The 17,220-nt window shown below is 67.4% G+C and carries 21 protein-coding genes; 5 read left to right on the forward strand and 16 right to left on the reverse strand.

The window, feature by feature from the left end:
• Positions 1–37 precede the first annotated feature (37 nt).
• The 3 genes from AC04MD_RS11390 (at position 38) to AC04MD_RS11400 (ending at position 2,772) form a co-directional block, all read left to right on the forward strand.
• Positions 38–613, forward strand: coding sequence for a hypothetical protein (locus tag AC04MD_RS11390; protein WP_475497378.1), 576 nt, complete (start codon positions 38–40; stop codon positions 611–613).
• Positions 614–655: 42 nt separating this feature from the next.
• The gene (locus AC04MD_RS11395) at positions 656–2,326 is read left to right on the forward strand and encodes a type IV secretory system conjugative DNA transfer family protein (protein ID WP_475497379.1); all 1,671 of its coding nucleotides are present in this window, start codon (positions 656–658) and stop codon (positions 2,324–2,326) included.
• Positions 2,327–2,397: 71 nt separating this feature from the next.
• Positions 2,398–2,772 (forward strand): zf-TFIIB domain-containing protein, encoded by a 375-nt coding sequence (locus AC04MD_RS11400; protein ID WP_475497380.1) that lies wholly within the window; start codon positions 2,398–2,400, stop codon positions 2,770–2,772.
• Between the two features lie 15 nt (positions 2,773–2,787).
• Here AC04MD_RS11400 and AC04MD_RS11405 read toward each other — a convergent pair whose 3' ends face one another.
• The 10 genes from AC04MD_RS11405 to AC04MD_RS11450 form a co-directional block, all read right to left on the reverse strand.
• Positions 2,788–3,510, reverse strand: coding sequence for an HAD-IB family phosphatase (locus tag AC04MD_RS11405; protein ID WP_475497381.1), 723 nt, complete (start codon positions 3,508–3,510; stop codon positions 2,788–2,790).
• Positions 3,507–4,301 carry an indole-3-glycerol phosphate synthase TrpC gene (gene trpC / locus AC04MD_RS11410; RefSeq protein WP_475497382.1) on the reverse strand — a complete coding sequence of 265 codons (795 nt, stop codon included), beginning with the start codon at positions 4,299–4,301 and terminating at the stop codon, positions 3,507–3,509. Before trpC ends, AC04MD_RS11405 begins: the two co-directional genes overlap by 4 nt.
• A 47-nt stretch (positions 4,302–4,348) precedes the next feature.
• Positions 4,349–4,708: an antibiotic biosynthesis monooxygenase family protein gene (locus AC04MD_RS11415; protein ID WP_475497383.1), complete on the reverse strand. Its 360-nt coding sequence runs from the start codon at positions 4,706–4,708 to the stop codon at positions 4,349–4,351.
• Between the two features lies 1 nt (position 4,709).
• A complete protein-coding gene (gene trpD / locus AC04MD_RS11420; RefSeq protein ID WP_475497384.1) occupies positions 4,710–5,753 on the reverse strand; it encodes an anthranilate phosphoribosyltransferase in 1,044 nt (347 codons plus the stop codon).
• Positions 5,754–5,859: 106 nt separating this feature from the next.
• Entirely contained in the window at positions 5,860–6,435 is a 576-nt protein-coding gene (locus tag AC04MD_RS11425; RefSeq protein ID WP_475497385.1) for an anthranilate synthase component II, read from the reverse strand.
• 3 nt (positions 6,436–6,438) lie between these two features.
• Positions 6,439–7,530 (reverse strand): threonine aldolase family protein, encoded by a 1,092-nt coding sequence (locus tag AC04MD_RS11430; RefSeq protein ID WP_475497386.1) that lies wholly within the window; start codon positions 7,528–7,530, stop codon positions 6,439–6,441.
• Entirely contained in the window at positions 7,530–9,002 is a 1,473-nt protein-coding gene (gene trpE / locus AC04MD_RS11435; RefSeq protein WP_475497387.1) for an anthranilate synthase component I, read from the reverse strand. Before trpE ends, AC04MD_RS11430 begins: the two co-directional genes overlap by 1 nt.
• Before the next feature lie 145 nt (positions 9,003–9,147).
• Complete coding sequence (gene yegS, locus AC04MD_RS11440) at positions 9,148–10,086, reverse strand: lipid kinase YegS (protein ID WP_475497388.1); 939 nt, start codon at positions 10,084–10,086, stop codon at positions 9,148–9,150.
• A 284-nt stretch (positions 10,087–10,370) separates the two neighbouring features.
• Positions 10,371–11,045 (reverse strand): ribulose-phosphate 3-epimerase, encoded by a 675-nt coding sequence (rpe, locus tag AC04MD_RS11445; protein ID WP_475497389.1) that lies wholly within the window; start codon positions 11,043–11,045, stop codon positions 10,371–10,373.
• Positions 11,046–11,053: 8 nt separating this feature from the next.
• Positions 11,054–11,383 carry a J domain-containing protein gene (locus AC04MD_RS11450; protein ID WP_475497390.1) on the reverse strand — a complete coding sequence of 110 codons (330 nt, stop codon included), beginning with the start codon at positions 11,381–11,383 and terminating at the stop codon, positions 11,054–11,056.
• Between the two features lie 198 nt (positions 11,384–11,581).
• Here AC04MD_RS11450 and AC04MD_RS11455 point away from each other — a divergent pair, with 198 nt between their 5' ends.
• Together AC04MD_RS11455 and AC04MD_RS11460 are read left to right on the forward strand one after the other, a co-directional pair.
• Positions 11,582–12,508, forward strand: coding sequence for a phosphoribosylaminoimidazolesuccinocarboxamide synthase (locus AC04MD_RS11455; protein WP_475497391.1), 927 nt, complete (start codon positions 11,582–11,584; stop codon positions 12,506–12,508).
• Between the two features lie 199 nt (positions 12,509–12,707).
• Entirely contained in the window at positions 12,708–13,187 is a 480-nt protein-coding gene (locus AC04MD_RS11460; protein WP_475497392.1) for an Mpo1 family 2-hydroxy fatty acid dioxygenase, read from the forward strand.
• A gap of 12 nt (positions 13,188–13,199) precedes the next feature.
• On the opposite strand, the gene AC04MD_RS11465 is transcribed toward AC04MD_RS11460, so the two are convergent.
• Genes AC04MD_RS11465 through AC04MD_RS11490 form a run of 6 tightly spaced genes read right to left on the reverse strand, consistent with a single transcriptional unit; the run spans position 13,200 to position 17,204 of the window.
• Positions 13,200–14,060, reverse strand: a complete 861-nt coding sequence (locus AC04MD_RS11465) for an SDR family oxidoreductase (RefSeq protein WP_475497394.1) — start codon at positions 14,058–14,060, stop codon at positions 13,200–13,202.
• Positions 14,061–14,065: 5 nt separating this feature from the next.
• Positions 14,066–14,437 carry a Na+/H+ antiporter subunit G gene (locus AC04MD_RS11470; RefSeq protein ID WP_475497395.1) on the reverse strand — a complete coding sequence of 124 codons (372 nt, stop codon included), beginning with the start codon at positions 14,435–14,437 and terminating at the stop codon, positions 14,066–14,068.
• On the reverse strand, positions 14,434–14,718 hold the full coding sequence (locus tag AC04MD_RS11475; protein ID WP_162337025.1) for a K+/H+ antiporter subunit F: 285 nt from the start codon (positions 14,716–14,718) through the stop codon (positions 14,434–14,436). The genes AC04MD_RS11470 and AC04MD_RS11475 overlap by 4 nt, the downstream gene beginning before the upstream one ends.
• Positions 14,715–15,215, reverse strand: coding sequence for a Na+/H+ antiporter subunit E (locus AC04MD_RS11480; RefSeq protein ID WP_213604721.1), 501 nt, complete (start codon positions 15,213–15,215; stop codon positions 14,715–14,717). Before AC04MD_RS11480 ends, AC04MD_RS11475 begins: the two co-directional genes overlap by 4 nt.
• A gap of 1 nt (position 15,216) precedes the next feature.
• A complete protein-coding gene (locus AC04MD_RS11485) occupies positions 15,217–16,782 on the reverse strand; it encodes a monovalent cation/H+ antiporter subunit D (RefSeq protein WP_475497693.1) in 1,566 nt (521 codons plus the stop codon).
• Positions 16,782–17,204 (reverse strand): Na+/H+ antiporter subunit C, encoded by a 423-nt coding sequence (locus AC04MD_RS11490; RefSeq protein WP_475497396.1) that lies wholly within the window; start codon positions 17,202–17,204, stop codon positions 16,782–16,784. Before AC04MD_RS11490 ends, AC04MD_RS11485 begins: the two co-directional genes overlap by 1 nt.
• Positions 17,205–17,220: the final 16 nt, after the last annotated feature.

Below are 17,220 nucleotides of genomic sequence, written 5' to 3' on the forward strand. Positions count from 1 at the left end.
GCCTCGCGTGACAGGGAGCAATATGGAACCGTCAAAAATGGAAGAGTTCGTCGCCAACGCAGCATTGCTGGCGGCGCACCTGACCGAACAGTGCAACAAGGCGGCGGCGGCACAACAGACCGCCGCACAGGAACTCCAGGCATCCGCCATCGTGGTCAGGAAGACCATCGAGGAAGGCAAGTGCGAAATGACCGAACAGGCGCGCAGTGCCGTGCATGACGCTCTGGCGCAGGAGATCCCTGCCGCCACGCACAGCATCGGCGAGACGGCGGCGCGACTTCGCCACGTGGCCGATCACCTGCAACGCGAACAGGCTCAGCTGTCGCAGCACGCGCGCTTCCTCGGCTGGAAATCGCTGGGCGTACTGTCGGTGGCCTGCCTGGCACTGGTGGCGGGCAGCGGCTATGCGGCGTGGCACAACGTGCAGCGCTCCGAGCGCGCCAACGTGGACGCGGAAGTGCTGGAGGCGCTGCAGCACGTCACCATCACCTCCTGCAGCGGGCAGCCCTGCATCAAACTGCAGGACGGGCTGCCGCGTTGGCAGAAGAACGACCAGTACGTGCTGATCGATGCATCAGGGAAGCAGGAAGCAGCCGCAGGCGGCCGACGCTGACGCCATCACGGCATTCATCATGGAACGACGACAGGGGGTCGCTTGGGCAGTACACGTGTTCTGATCATCCTGGTGCTCGCCGCCCTCGCGGCGGTAGGCGCCCTTTACCTCTCCGGCTATCTGGCGCTGCTGTTCCTCGGCCTCGATGGCGGCCAGGTCGGCTTCGGCACCTACATCGACTACCTCAAGCATCTCGACCATCGCCGCGTGCAGCCGTACGCGTGGCGAATAAAAGCGGCCGGCGCCGTCGGTGGCGGACTGATGCTGCTCGTCTGGGCCGCGCTGTCGGTGATGGTCTACAAGCTGCGCAGCTACCGGAACCTGCATGGCCGCGCGCGCTTCGCCGGCATGATCGACCTGGCGAACAAGGGTTTCCTGTCGAGCAAGGACAACGGCATCGTGGTCGGCCAGATGAACGGGAAACTGCTGCGCCTGTCGGGGCAGCAGTTCGTGATCCTCGCGGCCCCTACCCGTTCGGGCAAGGGCGTGGGCGTGGTGATCCCCAATCTGCTCGACTACCGCGAGTCGGCGGTGGTGCTGGACATCAAGCAGGAGAACTTCGACCTGACCTCCGGCTGGCGGCAATCGATCGGCCATGAGGTCTACCTGTTCAATCCGTTCGCCGAAGACCGCCGCAGTCATCGCTGGAATCCGATGACCTACGTATCGCCGGATCCCGCTTTCCGCGTGTCCGACCTGCAGAGCATCGCGGCCATGCTGTATCCGGACGGAGACGACAAGGACAAGTTCTGGGTCAGCCAGGCACGCAACGCCTTCCTCGCGTTCACGCTGTACCTGTTCGAACGGCGCGACCACGACCGCACGGCGGAGGCGCCCACGCTGGGGGCGGTGCTGCGCCTGGCGTCGGGCGATGGCGGCGAACTCAAGCCCTACCTGCAGAAGCTGGTGGAGGCGCCGTTCCTCAGCGGACAGGCGCGCACGGCATTCGCGGGCCTGCTGTCGCAGGCGGACGTGACCTTCGCCTCGATCATCGGCTCGTTCCGAGAACCGCTGAATCCGTGGCTGAACCCGGTACTGGACGCCGCCACCAGCGCCGACGACTTCCGACTCGACGACGTGCGTCGTCGCCGCATGACCATCTATGTCGGTATCCAGCCGAACAAGCTGGCGGAGAGCCGGCTGATCGTGAACCTGTTCTTCAGCCAGCTGATCAACGTCAACACCAAAGTGTTGCCGCAGAACGACCCCACGCTCAAGCACCAGTGCCTGCTGCTGATGGACGAGTTCACCGCGATCGGCCGCGTCGACATCATCGCCAAAGCCGTCGCCTACATGGCCGGCTACAACCTTCGCCTGCTGCCGATCATCCAGTCGATGGCGCAGCTGGATGCGGTCTACGGCAAGGAACTGTCGCGCACCATCATCACCAACCATGCGCTGCAGATCATCTACGCCCCGCGCGAGCAGCAGGACGCCAACGACTATTCGGAGATGCTCGGCTACACGACCATCAAGCGTCGCGCACGCACGCGCTCGCACGGGCGCGGGAGCAATGTGTCCGACAACGAGCTGCTCGAGAAGCGCGCGCTGATGCTGCCGCAGGAACTGAAGGCGATGGGGCCGGAGAAGGAGATCGTGCTGTACGAGGGCCTGGCCCACCCCATCCTCTGCCGCAAGGTCCGCTACTACAAGGACGGCTACTTCACCAAGCGCCTGCTGCCGAAGGTCGAGATCGAACCCTTGCGGGTCTGACCCCGTGCGCGCTGTCGCGGACCGGGGTCCGGGGTAGAATCCCGCGACCCGATCATCCGAGCCGACGCCCCATGCAGTGTCCCAAGTGCCACAGCGCGATGGAACTGATCGCCATCCCCCAGGCCCACGTCCATCGCTGCACCCAGTGCAAGGGGCTTTGGTTCGAGATGGTGGACCACGAGACGCTCAAGGACCGCGCGGACGAGATCGACACGGGCGACCCGGCCGTCGGCGAGCAGTACAACAAGATCGACCGGATCACCTGCCCCGCCTGCATCGGCGACCGTCCGTTGATCCGCATGGTCGACCCGCTGCAGCCGCATATCTGGTTCGAAAGCTGCAAGGGCTGCTACGGCCGCTTCTTCGACGCCGGCGAGTACCAGGATTTCGCCGAGATCGAGTTCGGCGACCTGATCAAGGACTGGAACGCGCCGGAGCGGATCTGAGCCGGCGCCCGGCGGTCAGGCGATATCCGCGCCGCCACGGTCCTTGCAACCCCAGTTGAGGATGGGCGTGCCCGGCGGCAGCACGCGACGGAACATCGCCACCCGCGCGGCCTTCGGATTCACCACCACGGGCGCGCGTGCCGCCTTCAACAGCGGGAGGTCGGCGCTACTGTCCGAATACGCCACGGCGACCTCGCCGTAGCCGCGCTCGCGCAGCATGCGCATCTTTTCTTCGTTGTGGCAGTGGCGCGTCGCCACCACCGCACCCAGTCGCGGCCCGACGGCGGTACCGATGACCGGCACGTCCTCGTGGGCGACGAATCTGAGGATTGCCCGCGCCAGTTCCGGCGGCGCACCGGTGGCCACCACCACGTTGTCGCCGCTGGCACGATGCTCGCGGAATACCTCGAGCGCGTGCGGCAGCAACCGCTGCTGCACTTCGTCGCGGTGCGTCGCGACATACTGGTCGATCAGCGCATCGAAGCTGCGTCGGCCATGCAGGCCGAACGTGCCGATCCAGATATAGCCGGAGATCCCGCGACGGCGCGTCGGCAGGAACGCCACCATCGGCCCCAGCACGACCGACGCGGCCAGCGCGACCGCCATGCGCAGCGGATTGCGCCAGATCAGCCACTTGACCAGATGGCCGCCGGAGTCGCCGTCGTACAGCGTGTGGTCGAAATCGAAGACGACGACCGGGGCATCGGCACGCGGCGTCGGATAGGAAACGTCCGTCATGCCGGGAAGAATAGCTGACGCAGCGCCTCGCCGGGCTCTTCGGCGCGCATGAAGGTCTCGCCGACCAGGAACGCATCGACGCCGGCCGCACGCATCGTGGCGACGTCTTCCGGCACCAGGATGCCGCTCTCGGTCACCAGCAGACGATCCTTCGGTACCGCATCCTTCATGTCCAGCGTCGCCTGCAGCGACACCTCGAACGTGCGCAGGTTGCGGTTGTTGATGCCGACCAGCGGCACTGGCACCTGCAGTGCGCGCTCGAGTTCGTCGATGTCGTGCACCTCGACCAGCACGTCCATGCCCAGTTCCATCGCCAGGCCGGACAGGTCGACCAGCTGTCCATCGTCCAGCGCCGCCACGATCAGCAGGATGCAGTCCGCGCCGAGCACGCGTGCTTCGTAGACCTGGTAGGGGTCGACGGTGAAATCCTTGCGCAGCACCGGCAGCGTGCACGCCTCGCGTGCCTGCGTCAGGTAGTCGTCCGCGCCCTGGAAGAAATCGACGTCGGTCAGCACCGACAGGCAGGCCGCGCCGCCGAACTCGTAGCTCACCGCGATGTCGGCCGGACGGAAGTCCGGACAGATCACGCCCTTCGACGGACTCGCCTTCTTGACCTCGGCGATCACCGCCGGATCGCCTTGGGCGATCATCGCGTTGAGCGCATCGGCGAAGCCGCGCACCGGCGACGCCTCGGCGATGCGTGCACGCAGGTCGTCCAGGGAAACGCGTGCGCTGCGCTCGGCGATCTCGTCCGCCTTGCGGGCGAGGATGGTGGTCAGGATGTCGCTCATGCAGTCCTCAGGCGGGCACCCGCCTGTGCGGGACCCTTATTTTCGCACTATCCGCGGTGCCCGGCGGCCTCGCGGTCCCAGCCATAGGCACGCTCGGCCCTGGCGACCCGCAGTTCGAAATGGTCGTACCAGTCCCGCCGCCCCTGCTCGCGCGCCGCCGTATGCTCGGCATGCTGTCGCCAGGCGAGGATCGCAGCCTCGCTCTCCCAGTACGCCACCGTGATGCCGAAGCCATCCGCGCCGCGCGTGGACTCCATGCCCAGGAAGCCCGGCTGCTGCTGGGCCAGTTCGACCATGCGCTCGGCCATGGCGCCGTAGCCGGCATCGTCCCGGCCGTTGCGTTGCGAGGAGAAAACCACCGCGTAATACGGTGGCTTGGGCAGGCTGGCGAATCCGCTGGCGGCCATCTCAATGCGTTTCCTGTTTTCCCAGTGCCTGGGTGGTGGCGACGAACTGCTGCAGGCGCTCCAGCGCCCGGCCACTGGCGATGGCGTCCCGCGAGCGCGCAATGCCATCCTCGATGCTGTCCGCCACGCCGGCCACATACAACGCCGCGCCAGCGTTCAGCACCACGATCTCGCGCGCCGGGCCAGGCCGGTTGTCCAGCACGCCCAGCAGCATCGCCTTCGACTCGGCGGCATCGGCGACCCGCAGGTTGCGGCTCGCCGCCATGGCGATACCGAAATCTTCCGGGTGCAGCTCGTACTCGCGCACTTCGCCGTCGCGCAGCTCGCCGACCAGCGTGCCGGCGCCCAGCGACAGTTCGTCCATCCCGTCGCGCCCCCACACCACCATCGCGCGCGCCGCGCCCAGTTCCTGCAGCACGCGCGCCTGTATGCCGACAAGATCGGGATGGAACACGCCCATCAGGATGCTCGGCGCACCGGCCGGGTTGGTCAGCGGCCCAAGGATGTTGAAGATCGTGCGGACACCCATCTCGCGCCGCACCGGCGCCACCACCTTCATCGCCGGATGGTGCACGGGCGCGAACATGAAGCCGATGCCGGTCTGGCCGATGGATGCGGCCACCTGTTCCGGCTGCAGCTCGATGTTGACGCCCAGCGCTTCCAGCACGTCGGCACTGCCCGACTTCGACGACACGCTGCGGTTGCCATGCTTGGCGATCCGCGCGCCTGCCGCGGCCGCGACGAACATCGAACAGGTGGAAATGTTGAAGGTGTGCGAGCCATCGCCGCCGGTACCGACGATGTCGACGAGGCGCGTGCGGTCGGCAACGTCCACCGTCCGCGAGAACTCGCGCATGACGGTGGCGGCGCCGGCGATCTCGCCGACGGTTTCCTTCTTCACCCGCAGGCCGGTGAGGATGGCGGCGGTCATCGTCGGCGACACGTCGCCACGCATGATCTGGCGCATCAGGTCGACCATCTCGTCGTGGAAGATCTCGCGATGCTCGATGGTGCGCTGCAGGGCTTCTTGGGGGGTCAGTGGCATCTAGGATTGCCTGTAGGAGCGGGCCATGCCCGCGATACGCTGTGCACCCGGCAGGAAAAAAGTCGCGGGCATGGCCCGCTCCTACACAGGAAGGTGTGGGAGATCATCACTCCAGGAAGTTCTTAAGCAACGCGTGTCCATGCTCGGTCAGGATCGACTCGGGGTGGAACTGCACGCCTTCGACCGGGAACTCGCGGTGACGCAGGCCCATGATCTCCTCGAAGCTGCCGTCGTCGTTCTCGGTCCAGGCGGTAACCTCCAGCGCCTCCGGCAGGCTGGAGCGTTCGACCACCAGCGAGTGGTAGCGCGTGGCTTCGTAGGCATCCGGCAGTCCGGCGAACACGCCCTTGCCTTCGTGGCGGATGCGCGAGGTCTTGCCGTGCATGATGCGGCCGGCGCGGATGACGTTGCCGCCGTAGGCCTGGCCGATGCTCTGGTGGCCCAGGCAGACGCCGAGGATGGGCGTGTTCGCGCCCAGCCGCTCGATGATCCCGAGCGACACGCCGGCTTCGTTCGGCGTGCACGGGCCGGGCGAGATGACGATACGCTCGGGCGCCAGCCTGGCGATCTCGTCCACCGTCATCGCATCGTTGCGCACTACCTTCACCTCGGCACCCAGTGATTGCAGGTACTGCACGAGGTTGTAGGTGAAGCTGTCGTAATTGTCGATCATTAGCAGCATCGCTCAGGCTCCTTGTGCCTGCGAGGCGGCCGCGGCGGCTCGACCCTCGGTATAAATCGCGGAGAACGTCACTGCGAACGCCTCGATGGTGGATTCCGGCGTCGCCCACGACGTCATCAGCCGGATCACCGTGGTGCCATCGCCGCGGCGCTCCCAGGTCTCGAACTCGACCTGTTCCTGGAGGCGCTCCACGACCGCATCCGGCAGCACCGGGAACACCTGGTTGCTCGGTGAATCCACGGCCAGCAGCACGCCGACCTGCTGCAGGATCCCGCGCAGGCGTTCGGCCATGACATTGGCATGCGTCGCCAGCACGAAGTACAGCCCGTCCTCGAACAATGCCTCGAACTGCGCACCGACCACCATGCCCTTGGCGAGCATCGCGCCGCGCTGCTTGATGAGGTGGCGGAAGTCCGTGCGCAGTGCCGGGTTCACGATGACCAGCGCCTCGCCGAGCAGCGCACCGTTCTTGGTGCCGCCGATGTAGAAGGCATCCGCTTCCGTCGACAGCAGTGCCAGGTCGACATCGTTGCCGGGCGTGGTCAGCGCCGAGGCGAGGCGTGCGCCGTCGACGTACAGCAACAGGCCACGGCTGCGGCAGAACTCGCCCAGCGCCTGCAGTTCCATCGCGCTGTAGCGCGTGCCCCATTCGGTGGTGTTGGAGATATAGACCAGCCGGGGCTTCACCATGTGCTCGCCGCTGTGGCCGTCGACACACGGCTGGATCAGTTCGGGGCTCAACTTGCCGTCAGGCGTGGCGACGGTCAGCACCTTGTGGCCGCTGGCCTCGATGGCGCCGGTCTCGTGCGTGGCGATATGGCCACTGGCCGGCGCCACCACCGCTTCGTGCGGACGCAGGAACGCAGCCAGCGCGACGAGGTTGGTCTGCGTGCCGCCGGCGAGGAAGTGCACGTCGGCATCGCGGGCGAGACGGTCGCGGATCAGGGCGGCGGCACGGGCACTGTGTGCGTCCAGCCCGTAGCCGCGGTTGATCTCCGCGCTCGCCACGGCCAGCGCCTGCAGCAGGCGCGGATGCGCGCCTTCGCTGTAATCGTTGCGCAGGCTGATGCGCGCGTTGTCGGTGGCGACGTCCATCACAGACCCTTCGCCGCTTCGGCCACGGCGCGGAACAGCGCGCGACCCTTGTTCATCGTCTCGTCCCATTCCTTCTCGGGATCGGAGTCGTAGACGATGCCGGCGCCGGCCTGTACGTGCAGGCGGCCGCCCTTGATCACGGCGGTGCGGATCGCGATGGCGGTATCGGCATCGCCGTGCCAGCCGATGTAGCCGATGCTGCCGGCATAGACGTTGCGCTTGATCGGCTCCAGTTCACGGATCACTTCCAGCGCGCGGATCTTCGGCGCGCCGCTGACGGTGCCGGCCGGGAACGTCGCACGCAGCACGTCGGTGTAGCTCAGGCCCGGCAGCAGCTTGCCGGTGACTTCGCTGACGATGTGCATGACATGGCTGTAGCGCTCGATGACGAACTGTTCGCCCACCTGCACCGTACCGGCCTCCGACACGCGTCCGGTGTCGTTGCGGCCCAGGTCGATCAGCATCAGATGCTCCGCGCGCTCCTTCGGATCGGCCAGCAGTTCGGCTTCCAGTGCCAGGTCTTCATCGTGCGTCTTCCCGCGCGGACGCGTACCCGCGATCGGGCGTACGGTGACCTCGCCCTGTTCGAGCCGCACCAGGATCTCCGGCGACGATCCGACCACCTGCACGTCGCCGACGTCGAGGAAGTACATGTACGGCGACGGGTTCAGCGCCCGCAGCGCGCGGTAGACGTCCACCGGGCGCGCATTGAACGGCACGCTCAGGCGCTGGCTCAGCACGACCTGGAAGATGTCGCCGGCGCGGATGTATTCCTTCGACTGCTCCACTGCGGCGATGAAGCCATCGTGGGTGAAGCCGGAGACGAAGTGGCTTTCGTCCAGCACGTCACGGGTGATCGGCGTCGGATACGAGCCCGGCTGGCGCAGCTTGGTCGTCAGCACGTCCAGCCGCGCCTGCGCCTGCGCCCAGGCATCCGCTTCGCGCGGATCGGCATGGACGATCAGGTACAGCCGTCCCTTGAGGTTGTCGAAGACCGCGACTTCTTCCGACAGCATCAGCAGGATGTCGGGCGTGCCGAGTTCGTCGGGCTTGTCGCCCGTCGCCAGCCGCGGCTCGATGTAGCCGATGCATTCGAAGCCGAACCAGCCGACCAGGCCGCCGGTGAATCCGGGCAGGCCGTCCAGCTTGGGCACCGCGTAGGCGGCGCGCAGCGCTTCGACTTCGGCGAACGGATCGGCGACGTCGCGCGTCTCGACCAGCTGGCCGTGGTCGTGGATCTGCAGCGCGTGGCCGCGGAACGTGGCCACGCGGCGCACCGGCAGGCCAATGATGGAATAGCGGCCAAAGCGCTCGCCGCCCTCCACCGATTCGAACAGGTAGGTGTGCGGGGCGTCGGCGAGTTTCAGGTAGACCGAGAGCGGCGTGTCCAGGTCGGACAGCACTTCACGGACGACGGGGATGCGATTGAAGCCTTCAGCAGCGTACTGCTGGAACTGGGCGTGCGAGATCAAGCGGGCTTTCCTTCCGGGACACGGTGGCGGTACGGGCGACGGCTACGGGCCACCATCGCCAGCCAAGGCGTGCGGAATCTTTGGAAAGCGGGAGCGCGGGATGGGACACGGGCCTACTTTACCCGACGCGTCGGCCCGCCGGCCACTAGGCGTCTGGTTGCAGGCGCAACGGACAGGCCGCCGGCAGATGCAGGCGGACGCGGCCAGGGACGCACTCGATGCGGAAGCGCCGGGACTGCACGGGCTCGCCGTCCAGGTTAAGGATCAGCGACTGGTCGGCTTCCAGTTCGACCCACGGCAGGCGCGCGCGGGTGGCCACGCGATCCAGCGCGGCATGCTTGCCGTCCTTCACCAGCGTGCCCACCGTGGCGGCGACCTCGCCGGACAGCTCCGGCACGATGGTCAGGTCGAGCAGGCCGTCGTCGATCAGCGCATCCGGGCACAGTGCCTGCCCACCGCCCGCCTGCCGCCCGTTGCCGATGCCCAGCGCGATGAAATCGCCCTGCCACTCGAACTCCGGACCGCGCACGCGCGCCGCGACCGGCTCGATGCGTCCCAGCTTGGCGATGCCGGTGATGAGATACGCCAAGCCACCGAGCATCTTCTTCAGGCCTTCGTCGGTCTCCACGGTGACCTCGGTGCCGAAACCGCCGCTGGCAAGGTTGGCGCACCAGTGCGGACCGTCTTCGGCATCGATCCGCAGGAGATCCACAGGAGCGGGTGCCGCCTCGCGGACCAGCTGCAAGGCGGGCAGCGGCTCGTCCGGAATACCGGCCGCGGTGGCGAAGTCGTTCGCCGTGCCCATCGGCACCAGCCCCAGCGACGGCAGCGCGTCGGCCGCCCCGTCGCGATGGGCGAGCGTCGCCGCCACTTCGCTGAGCGTGCCGTCGCCACCGGCGGCGATGACCGTGTCCACACCGTCGCGGATCGCCTCGGCGACATAGCGTTCGGCATCGCCGTCTTCCCAGGTCACCCGCACGTCGAGCGTGATGCCGTCCTCGCGCAGCACGCCGACCGCCTCTCGCAGGTCGTCATCGCCAGCGGATTTTCCGTTGAGGATCAGGCGCCAGCGGGGTGCGGTCATGGGGAGTCCTTGGTGGAAGCGCCGAGCATAGCGTTTCCCTCTGTAGGAGCGACGTGAGTCGCGACCGCACGCCATGGCTGACAGGAAAGCCGCGGACCCAGTAATCCCGGAACTCGAAGTCAACGGTCGCGACTCACGTCGCTCCTACAACGGCAAAGCCGCTGTCACGGGCCCGTCACAGACGATGCGTAGTGTGGAAGGCCATAGCAGGGACGACGGGCGGAGGCAGGATCAGCCTCCAATTCTTCCGGGGCGATGGCGCAGGCCATCGCCCTTCTGCTTTTTCAGCCGCGCGCGTCGGCGACGGCCGCGCGCATGCGGTCGATCACGTCCTTGTAGTCCGGCGCATTGAAGATCGCCGAGCCGGCGACGAAGGCATCCGCGCCCGCCGCCGCGATCTCGCCGATGTTGTCGGCCTTCACGCCGCCGTCGATCTCCAGGCGGATGTCCTTGCCGGTCTTGTCGATCATCGCGCGCACCGCGCGCAGCTTGTCCAGCGCCGACGGGATGAAGGCCTGCCCGCCGAAGCCCGGGTTCACCGACATCAGCAGCACCAGGTCGAGCTCCGGCAGCACCCAGTCCAGCACCTCGACCGGCGTGCCGGGGTTGAGCACCAGGCCGGCCTTGCAACCCAGCGACTTGATCAGCTGGATCGTGCGGTGCACGTGCTTCGAGGCTTCCGGATGGAAGCTGATGATGCTGGCACCGGCCTCGGCGAAGTCGGGAATGATGCGGTCCACCGGCTCCACCATCAGGTGCACGTCGATCGGCGCGGTGACGCCGTGCTTGCGCAGCGCACTGCAGACCAGTGGACCGATGGTCAGGTTGGGCACGTAATGGTTGTCCATCACGTCGAAGTGCACCCAGTCGGCGCCGGCTTTCAGCACGTTGTCGACTTCCTCGCCCAGGCGGGCGAAGTTCGCGGACAGGATGGACGGGGCGATGATGCAGTTCGACATGGAATGGCTCACTTGCGCTTGCGCAGGGTCTTGATGCGGTCGTAGGCGGCGTTGATCTCGCCGGCCTTCTGTTCGGCCTGGCGGCGGAGGTCTTCCGCCGCGCCGGCCATCTTGTCGGGGTGGTACTGGGAGATCAGCCGGCGATAGGCCTGATCGATCTCCGCATCGCTGGCGTCGCTGGTCAGGCCGAACACGCGGTAAGGGTTCTCGCGACTGAGCTTGAACCAGTCCTCGTCGAAGGCATGGCCGATGATCAGGCCCACCAAGCCGCCCAACGGATGGCGCATCAGCAGCCAACCGGCCACGAATCCCAGCAGTTTTCCGTACCAGCGCTTCATTCGGCCCGCCTTCTCCGGCAATCGCGCCATTTTACGGCACACGGCGGCCCCAAGCGCCGTACACTACGCGGCCCGGTCCGGTACCCGGCCCCGCAGCAGCGGGTAGACGGCCGCCCCGGGGCACGGGCGCACGGCCTGCCGCACGCCCCCACGACGCTGTACCGCCTCGATGGTTTCCAGACTCCCCAAGGAGTGTTTGTGCCCACGACGTTGCTTCAATCCGATCTGCCCGGCCTCACCCTGCGCCATCGCGGCAAGGTCCGCGACGTGTTCGACCTGCCCCGCGACCGCCTGCCCGCCGATGCATCCGATGGCGATTGCCTGCTGATGGTGGCCACCGATCGCCTGAGCGCGTTCGACGTGGTGCTGCCCGACCCCATTCCCGGCAAGGGCGAGATGCTCTGCCAGATCTCCAACTTCTGGTTCGCCAAGACCGCGCACCTGATGCCGAACCACCTGACCGGCATCGACGTGGCCAGCGTGCTGCCGGCCGGCGTGGACGCCTCGCTGTACGCCAGGCGCGCGGTGGTGACGAAGAAGCTCAAGCCGGTGCCGGTGGAAGCGATCGCCCGCGGCTACCTGATCGGCAGCGGCTGGAAGGACTACCAGCGCACCGGCAAGGTCAGCGGCATCGAATTGCCCGACGGCCTGCGCCAGGCGGAGAAGCTGGCCGAGCCGATCTTCACCCCCTCGACCAAGGCCGCTGTCGGCGACCACGACGAGAACATCGATTTCGACGCGATGGTGAAGACCGTCGGCGCGGAGCTGGCCGAGCGCGTGCGCGACGCCACCCTGCGCATCTACCGCTATGCCGCCGATGTTGCCGCCGAGCGCGGGATCCTGCTGGCCGACACCAAGTTCGAGTTCGGCACGGACGAAGACGGCCGCCTCTACATCATGGACGAGATGCTGACGCCGGATTCCTCGCGCTACTGGCCCGCGGACCAGTACGAAGTCGGCACCAGCCCGCCGAGCTACGACAAGCAGTTCGTGCGCGACTACCTGGAAACGCTGGACTGGAACAAGACCGCGCCCGGCCCGACGCTTCCGGCCGAGGTCATCGAGCGCACGCGCGCCAAGTACGCCGAAGCCCTGCAGAAGCTGGCCGGCATCGTCGTCGACTGATCGCGCGGCATCTGTAGGATGCGGGCCATGCCCGCGATGCTTCTGCGCGCTGTGGTCGAAGCGCATCGCGGGCATGGTCCGCTCCTACAAGGGTGGCTTCGTCCGCCCTCCTGCGGTGTTGCGATGGCCGGCCCGGCAGCGCGCCAGCGGCTGGGGTATGCTCCATACCCTGCCGCATTGCCATCCTCGGGAGGGATGAATGAACGCGACCGCGCAACGCCCGGTAGACCGCTGGTTCGCCAGCTATTCCGGCGACCACGTCAACGAGACCAACCAGCGGATCCACGTGTTCGCCGTGCCGGCGATCCTGTGGACGGTGGTGGCGCTGCTGTGGTGCATCCCGGTGTTCGGCACCTGGGTGAAGTCCGGCATGTGGGCGGCGCTGGCGATGTTCGGCGCGTGGATGTACTACTACAAACTCTCGCGACCGCTCGGTTTCGGCATGCTGGCGATCTTCATCGCGATGGCGTGGCTGACGCGCTGGCTGGAAGGCCTGCTGGGCCTGCAGAACCTGTTCTTCCTCGCTGTCGCGGTGTTCGTGATCGCATGGATCGCGCAGTTCATCGGCCACAAGATCGAAGGCAAGAAGCCCAGCTTCCTCACCGACCTCACCTACCTGCTGATCGGCCCGGTGTGGGTACTCAGCAAGTTCTACCGGAAGATGGGCTGGAAGTACTGAGGCGCCTGCGATTCAGCCCTGCCCTACCGCCCGCGCGTCCGCGATGAAGGCGCGCGGCGCATAACCGAAATCGCGCCGCGCCGGCGTCGCATCGAACACCAGATCGTCGCGCATGCGCGAGACCGCATCGTCGCTGAGTCCGCGCATCACGCCTGCCAGTCTCGCGAGCGACAGCGCAGCCCTGAATATCGGCAGCGGCAGCTGCCAGAGCCTCGCCGGCGGATCGAGCGCAGCCAGCGTGCGCGTCACCATGTCGCGATAGGCCAGGGTTTCTCCGCCGGGCAGCGCGTACGCCTGACCGTGCGTTGCAGGCGCATCCACCACGGCGAGCGCGGCGTCGGCCAGATCATCCACGTGCACCGGCTGGCGTTGTCCGTCCGCACCGCGCGGCAGTACGAAGAAGCCCATGCGCCGCGCCATCGCCGCGATCCGCGCCAGCGTCTGGTCGCGGCCCGCACCGTAGACCAGCGTCGGGCGCAGCAGGGTCGCCAGCGCATCGTTCGAGATCGCGGTATCGAAGACCTGCCGCTCGGCGGCCTGCAAGCGTGCAACGATGTCGCGCTCGTACGCATCGCCGGACGCCTGTTTCGTATCCAGGCTGGTGGACCCGAACGCGACCACGCGCGAGGTTGCGACATGCCCGCGCGCATACCACTGCGCGAAACCGTCGAGCGGTCCGGTGCTGAAGATCACGTCGACGGCGTCGGGCAGCCCGTCGATGCTGGCGAACGCGCCCTTGAGCCAACGCACGGACGACGAGGACGGACGCGCCGTGCGCGATACGGCGAAGACCTGCCACTCGGCGGGATCGAGGCGGGCCAGCAGCGCCTCGCCGATCTGGCCGCTGGCACCGAAGACGAGGGCCGTGCGCATGGGGCTCAGTCGTCCTTGCCGACGCCTTCGTCCACCGCATCGATCGGCCTGGGTGGCTCGCCTCCCGGCATCGGCGGCCGTTCGGCCATGTGCAGCGACAGCGCCGCCTTGGCCATCAGGTGCGCGCTGATCGGCGCCGTGATGAACAGGAACGCGGTGATCAGCAGTTCCCTCGGTTGCGGATCGGTGCCGCTCAGCGCGTGGTAGCCGACCGACGCGATCAGCATGCAGCCCACGCCCAGCGTGCTGGCCTTGGTCGGTCCATGCAGGCGCTTGAAGAACTCCGACAGCTTCAACAGGCTGAAGGAGCCGACCAGGATGAAGAAACTCCCCACGGCCAGCAGCAGCACCAGCAGGATGGCGAAGACCCAGCTCATTCGACGATGTCCCGTCGCAGCACGTACTTGCTCAGCACCACCGTGCCGACGAAGCCCAGCATGGCGATGATCAGCGCCGCCTCGAAGTAGACCGCCGTGCCCAGGTACATGCCGAACAGCACCAGCTGCGCGATCGCGGCGACGAAGAGCGTATCGAGCGCGAGGATGCGGTCGGGCACGCTGGGGCCGCGCACCAGCCGCACCAGCGCCAGCAGCATCGCCAGGCCGACCACGTGCATCGATGCAACGATGGCGTACATCACCAGGGCCTGAGGGGTCATGGGAAGATCTCCATCAGCGGTGCCTCGTAGCGCGTCTTGATCTGCCGGATCACCGCATCGGCATCGTCCAGGTTCAGAACGTGTACCAGCAAGTGGCTGCGGTCGTCCGACAGCACCGAAGACACTGTGCCCGGTGTCAGGGTGATGATGCTGGTCAGTGCGGCGATGCCATGGATATTGCCGATGTCGAGCGGCACCCAGATGAAGCCCGGCCGGATCTTCCGTTCCGGCCCCAGCACCTGCAGCGCCACGGTGACATTGGCGGTCACGATATCCATCGCCAGTACGCCCAGCATGCGCGGCACGCTGCGCAGGCGTCCGATGCGGGCGAACTCGCGGTCAAGCCGCGCGGCGAATGGTGGAATCAGCAGCGCCAGCAGTAGCGCCATCACGACGTGCCCGGCACTGATCTCGTCGTTCAACAGCAGCCAGAAGCAGAACACCGCCACGCTCAGCGGCAACGACGGCAACCAGCGCTTGCGCCAGGATCCAGCCATCTCAGGGCTCCCTCAGCACGGGCGTCGCGGCACGCACGTGTTCCACATAGTCGGCAGGCGACTGCAACTGCCTCGCCGTCGCCCGCGTGTAGTCGAGCACCGGCGCGGCGGCCAGCACCAGCGCCACGCCATACGCAAGCAGCAGCACGATGGCCGCGGTTTCCAGCGGACGCGACGGCGCCGGCACCACATCCTTCTCCGGCGTATAGGCCTCCAGCTTGTCCACGCCGGCATCGGGCCAGGGTTCGACGCGCCAGAATAACCGGGTTCCCGCGCGCGCCAGGCCCACCAGCATCAGGAAGCTGGTGCCAAGCACCAGCGTCCAGATCCACGCTGTGCGTGGGCCGGCCGGCACGGCTTCCAGCAACAGCAGCTTGCCGATGAAACCCGACAGCGGCGGCAGACCCGCCAGCGACACCGCCGCGACGAGGAACAGCAGCCCGGGCACCGTCTTGTCCGGCAGCGCCGCCACCAGGTCCTTGCGATCGCTCGCGCGGCCGCGACGCCGACGGATCAGGTCTGCCAGCAGGAACAACGCAGCGCCGGCGAAACTGCTGTGCACCAGGTAATACAACCCCGCACCGACCGTGCCGACGGTATGCAGCGAGAACGCGACGAACAGCGTCGCCGCCGAGCCCAGCACCAGGTAGGCCGCCAGCGCGCGCAGCCGGTTCGCCGCCAGCACGCCCAGCGACGCCAGCACCAGCGTCACCGCCCCCAGCGCCAGCAGTGCCGGCCAGGCGAACCCATCCAGCGGTCCCAGCGCCCCGAAGGTCAGCGTGCCCAGGCGAAGCACCGCGTACAGGCCGACCTTGGTCATGATGGCGAACAGCCCGGCCACCGCCGCCGGCGCATGCGTGTACGTCTCAGGCAGCCAGAAGTACATCGGCAGCAGCGCGGCCTTGGCGCAGAACACCACGAACAGCAGGCCCGCCGCAGCCTTCACCATCGCCACGTCGCCGGGCGGCAGCTGGGCCACGCGCGCGGACAACTCGGCCATGTTGAGTGAGCCGAGCAACCCGTACAGCAGGCCCAGCGCGATCAGGAACAGCGTCGAGGCGGCGATGTTGAAGGTGACGTAATGCAGGCCGGCGCGCATGCGTTCGCCGCGCCCTCCGCTGAGCATCAGCCCGTACGAGGAGATCAGCAGCACCTCGAAGAACACGAACAGGTTGAAGACGTCCCCGGTGAGGAAGGCGCCGTTCAATCCCATCAGCTGGAACTGGAAGAACGCGTGGAAGTGCGGCGCGCGCCGGTCCCAGCCCGCGCACGCATGCAGCAGGCAGGCCGCACCCAGCAGCAGGCCGACCAGCAGCATGAGCGCCGACAACCGGTCGACCATCAGCACGATGCCCAGCCGCGCCGGCCAGTCGCCCAGCAGGTAGACCGACACGGCACCCGAGCCCGCCGAAGCGACCAGGACAACGGCAACTACCAGCATCGCGGCGATCGAGACCCACGCGACGATCCGCTGCGGCACCATGCCGAAACGGCGATGTTCGAAGAACAGCGCGATGGACGCCGCGAACAGCGGAATCAGGATCGGCAGCGCCAGCAAGTGCTGCATCATGCGCGCGCCTCCGGCTCGTCGCCCTTCGCCGCCTCGCGCGCGTCGTCATGGCGGCGCTGCTCGCTGGCCAGGAACTCGCGCTCGGCCTTGCGGCCATCGACGTGGTCGCTGTCGTTGTCGCCGCGACTGCGGATCGACAGCACCACCGTCACCGCCGTCATCGCGAAGGCGATCACGATGGCCGTCAGCACCAGCGCCTGCGGCAGCGGATCGGTGTAGTGGGCGAGTGTCGGCGCGACGCCTTCGCGCAGCACGGCCGGCTTGCCGGGCGCCAGCCGCCCGCCCGCGAAGATCAGCAGGTTGGTGGCGTACGAGAGCAGCGTCAGCCCCAGGATGACGTCGAACGTGCGCGCCCGCAGCAGCAGGTACACGCCCGCCGCGGTCAGGATCGCGATCGCGCTCGCCATGGCCAGCTCCATTACGGCGTCTCCTCCA

It is taken from the genome of Pseudoxanthomonas sp. LjRoot206, from assembly GCF_056175725.1.

Bases quoted from the DNA above. Each gene is read 5' to 3' on its own strand.
- AC04MD_RS11390 (WP_475497378.1), top strand. From the start codon at position 38: ATGGAAGAGTTCGTCGCCAACGCAGCATTGCTGGCGGCGCACCTGACC.
- AC04MD_RS11400 (WP_475497380.1), top strand. From the start codon at position 2,398: ATGCAGTGTCCCAAGTGCCACAGCGCGATGGAACTGATCGCCATCCCC.
- AC04MD_RS11405 (WP_475497381.1), bottom strand. From the start codon at position 3,510: ATGACGGACGTTTCCTATCCGACGCCGCGTGCCGATGCCCCGGTCGTC.
- trpC (WP_475497382.1), bottom strand. From the start codon at position 4,301: ATGAGCGACATCCTGACCACCATCCTCGCCCGCAAGGCGGACGAGATC.
- AC04MD_RS11415 (WP_475497383.1), bottom strand. From the start codon at position 4,708: ATGGCCGCCAGCGGATTCGCCAGCCTGCCCAAGCCACCGTATTACGCG.
- trpD (WP_475497384.1), bottom strand. From the start codon at position 5,753: ATGCCACTGACCCCCCAAGAAGCCCTGCAGCGCACCATCGAGCATCGC.
- AC04MD_RS11425 (WP_475497385.1), bottom strand. From the start codon at position 6,435: ATGCTGCTAATGATCGACAATTACGACAGCTTCACCTACAACCTCGTG.
- AC04MD_RS11430 (WP_475497386.1), bottom strand. From the start codon at position 7,530: ATGGACGTCGCCACCGACAACGCGCGCATCAGCCTGCGCAACGATTAC.
- yegS (WP_475497388.1), bottom strand. From the start codon at position 10,086: ATGACCGCACCCCGCTGGCGCCTGATCCTCAACGGAAAATCCGCTGGC.
- rpe (WP_475497389.1), bottom strand. From the start codon at position 11,045: ATGTCGAACTGCATCATCGCCCCGTCCATCCTGTCCGCGAACTTCGCC.
- AC04MD_RS11450 (WP_475497390.1), bottom strand. From the start codon at position 11,383: ATGAAGCGCTGGTACGGAAAACTGCTGGGATTCGTGGCCGGTTGGCTG.
- AC04MD_RS11460 (WP_475497392.1), top strand. From the start codon at position 12,708: ATGAACGCGACCGCGCAACGCCCGGTAGACCGCTGGTTCGCCAGCTAT.
- AC04MD_RS11465 (WP_475497394.1), bottom strand. From the start codon at position 14,060: ATGCGCACGGCCCTCGTCTTCGGTGCCAGCGGCCAGATCGGCGAGGCG.
- AC04MD_RS11470 (WP_475497395.1), bottom strand. From the start codon at position 14,437: ATGAGCTGGGTCTTCGCCATCCTGCTGGTGCTGCTGCTGGCCGTGGGG.
- AC04MD_RS11475 (WP_162337025.1), bottom strand. From the start codon at position 14,718: ATGACCCCTCAGGCCCTGGTGATGTACGCCATCGTTGCATCGATGCAC.
- AC04MD_RS11480 (WP_213604721.1), bottom strand. From the start codon at position 15,215: ATGGCTGGATCCTGGCGCAAGCGCTGGTTGCCGTCGTTGCCGCTGAGC.
- AC04MD_RS11485 (WP_475497693.1), bottom strand. From the start codon at position 16,782: ATGCAGCACTTGCTGGCGCTGCCGATCCTGATTCCGCTGTTCGCGGCG.
- AC04MD_RS11490 (WP_475497396.1), bottom strand. From the start codon at position 17,204: ATGGAGCTGGCCATGGCGAGCGCGATCGCGATCCTGACCGCGGCGGGC.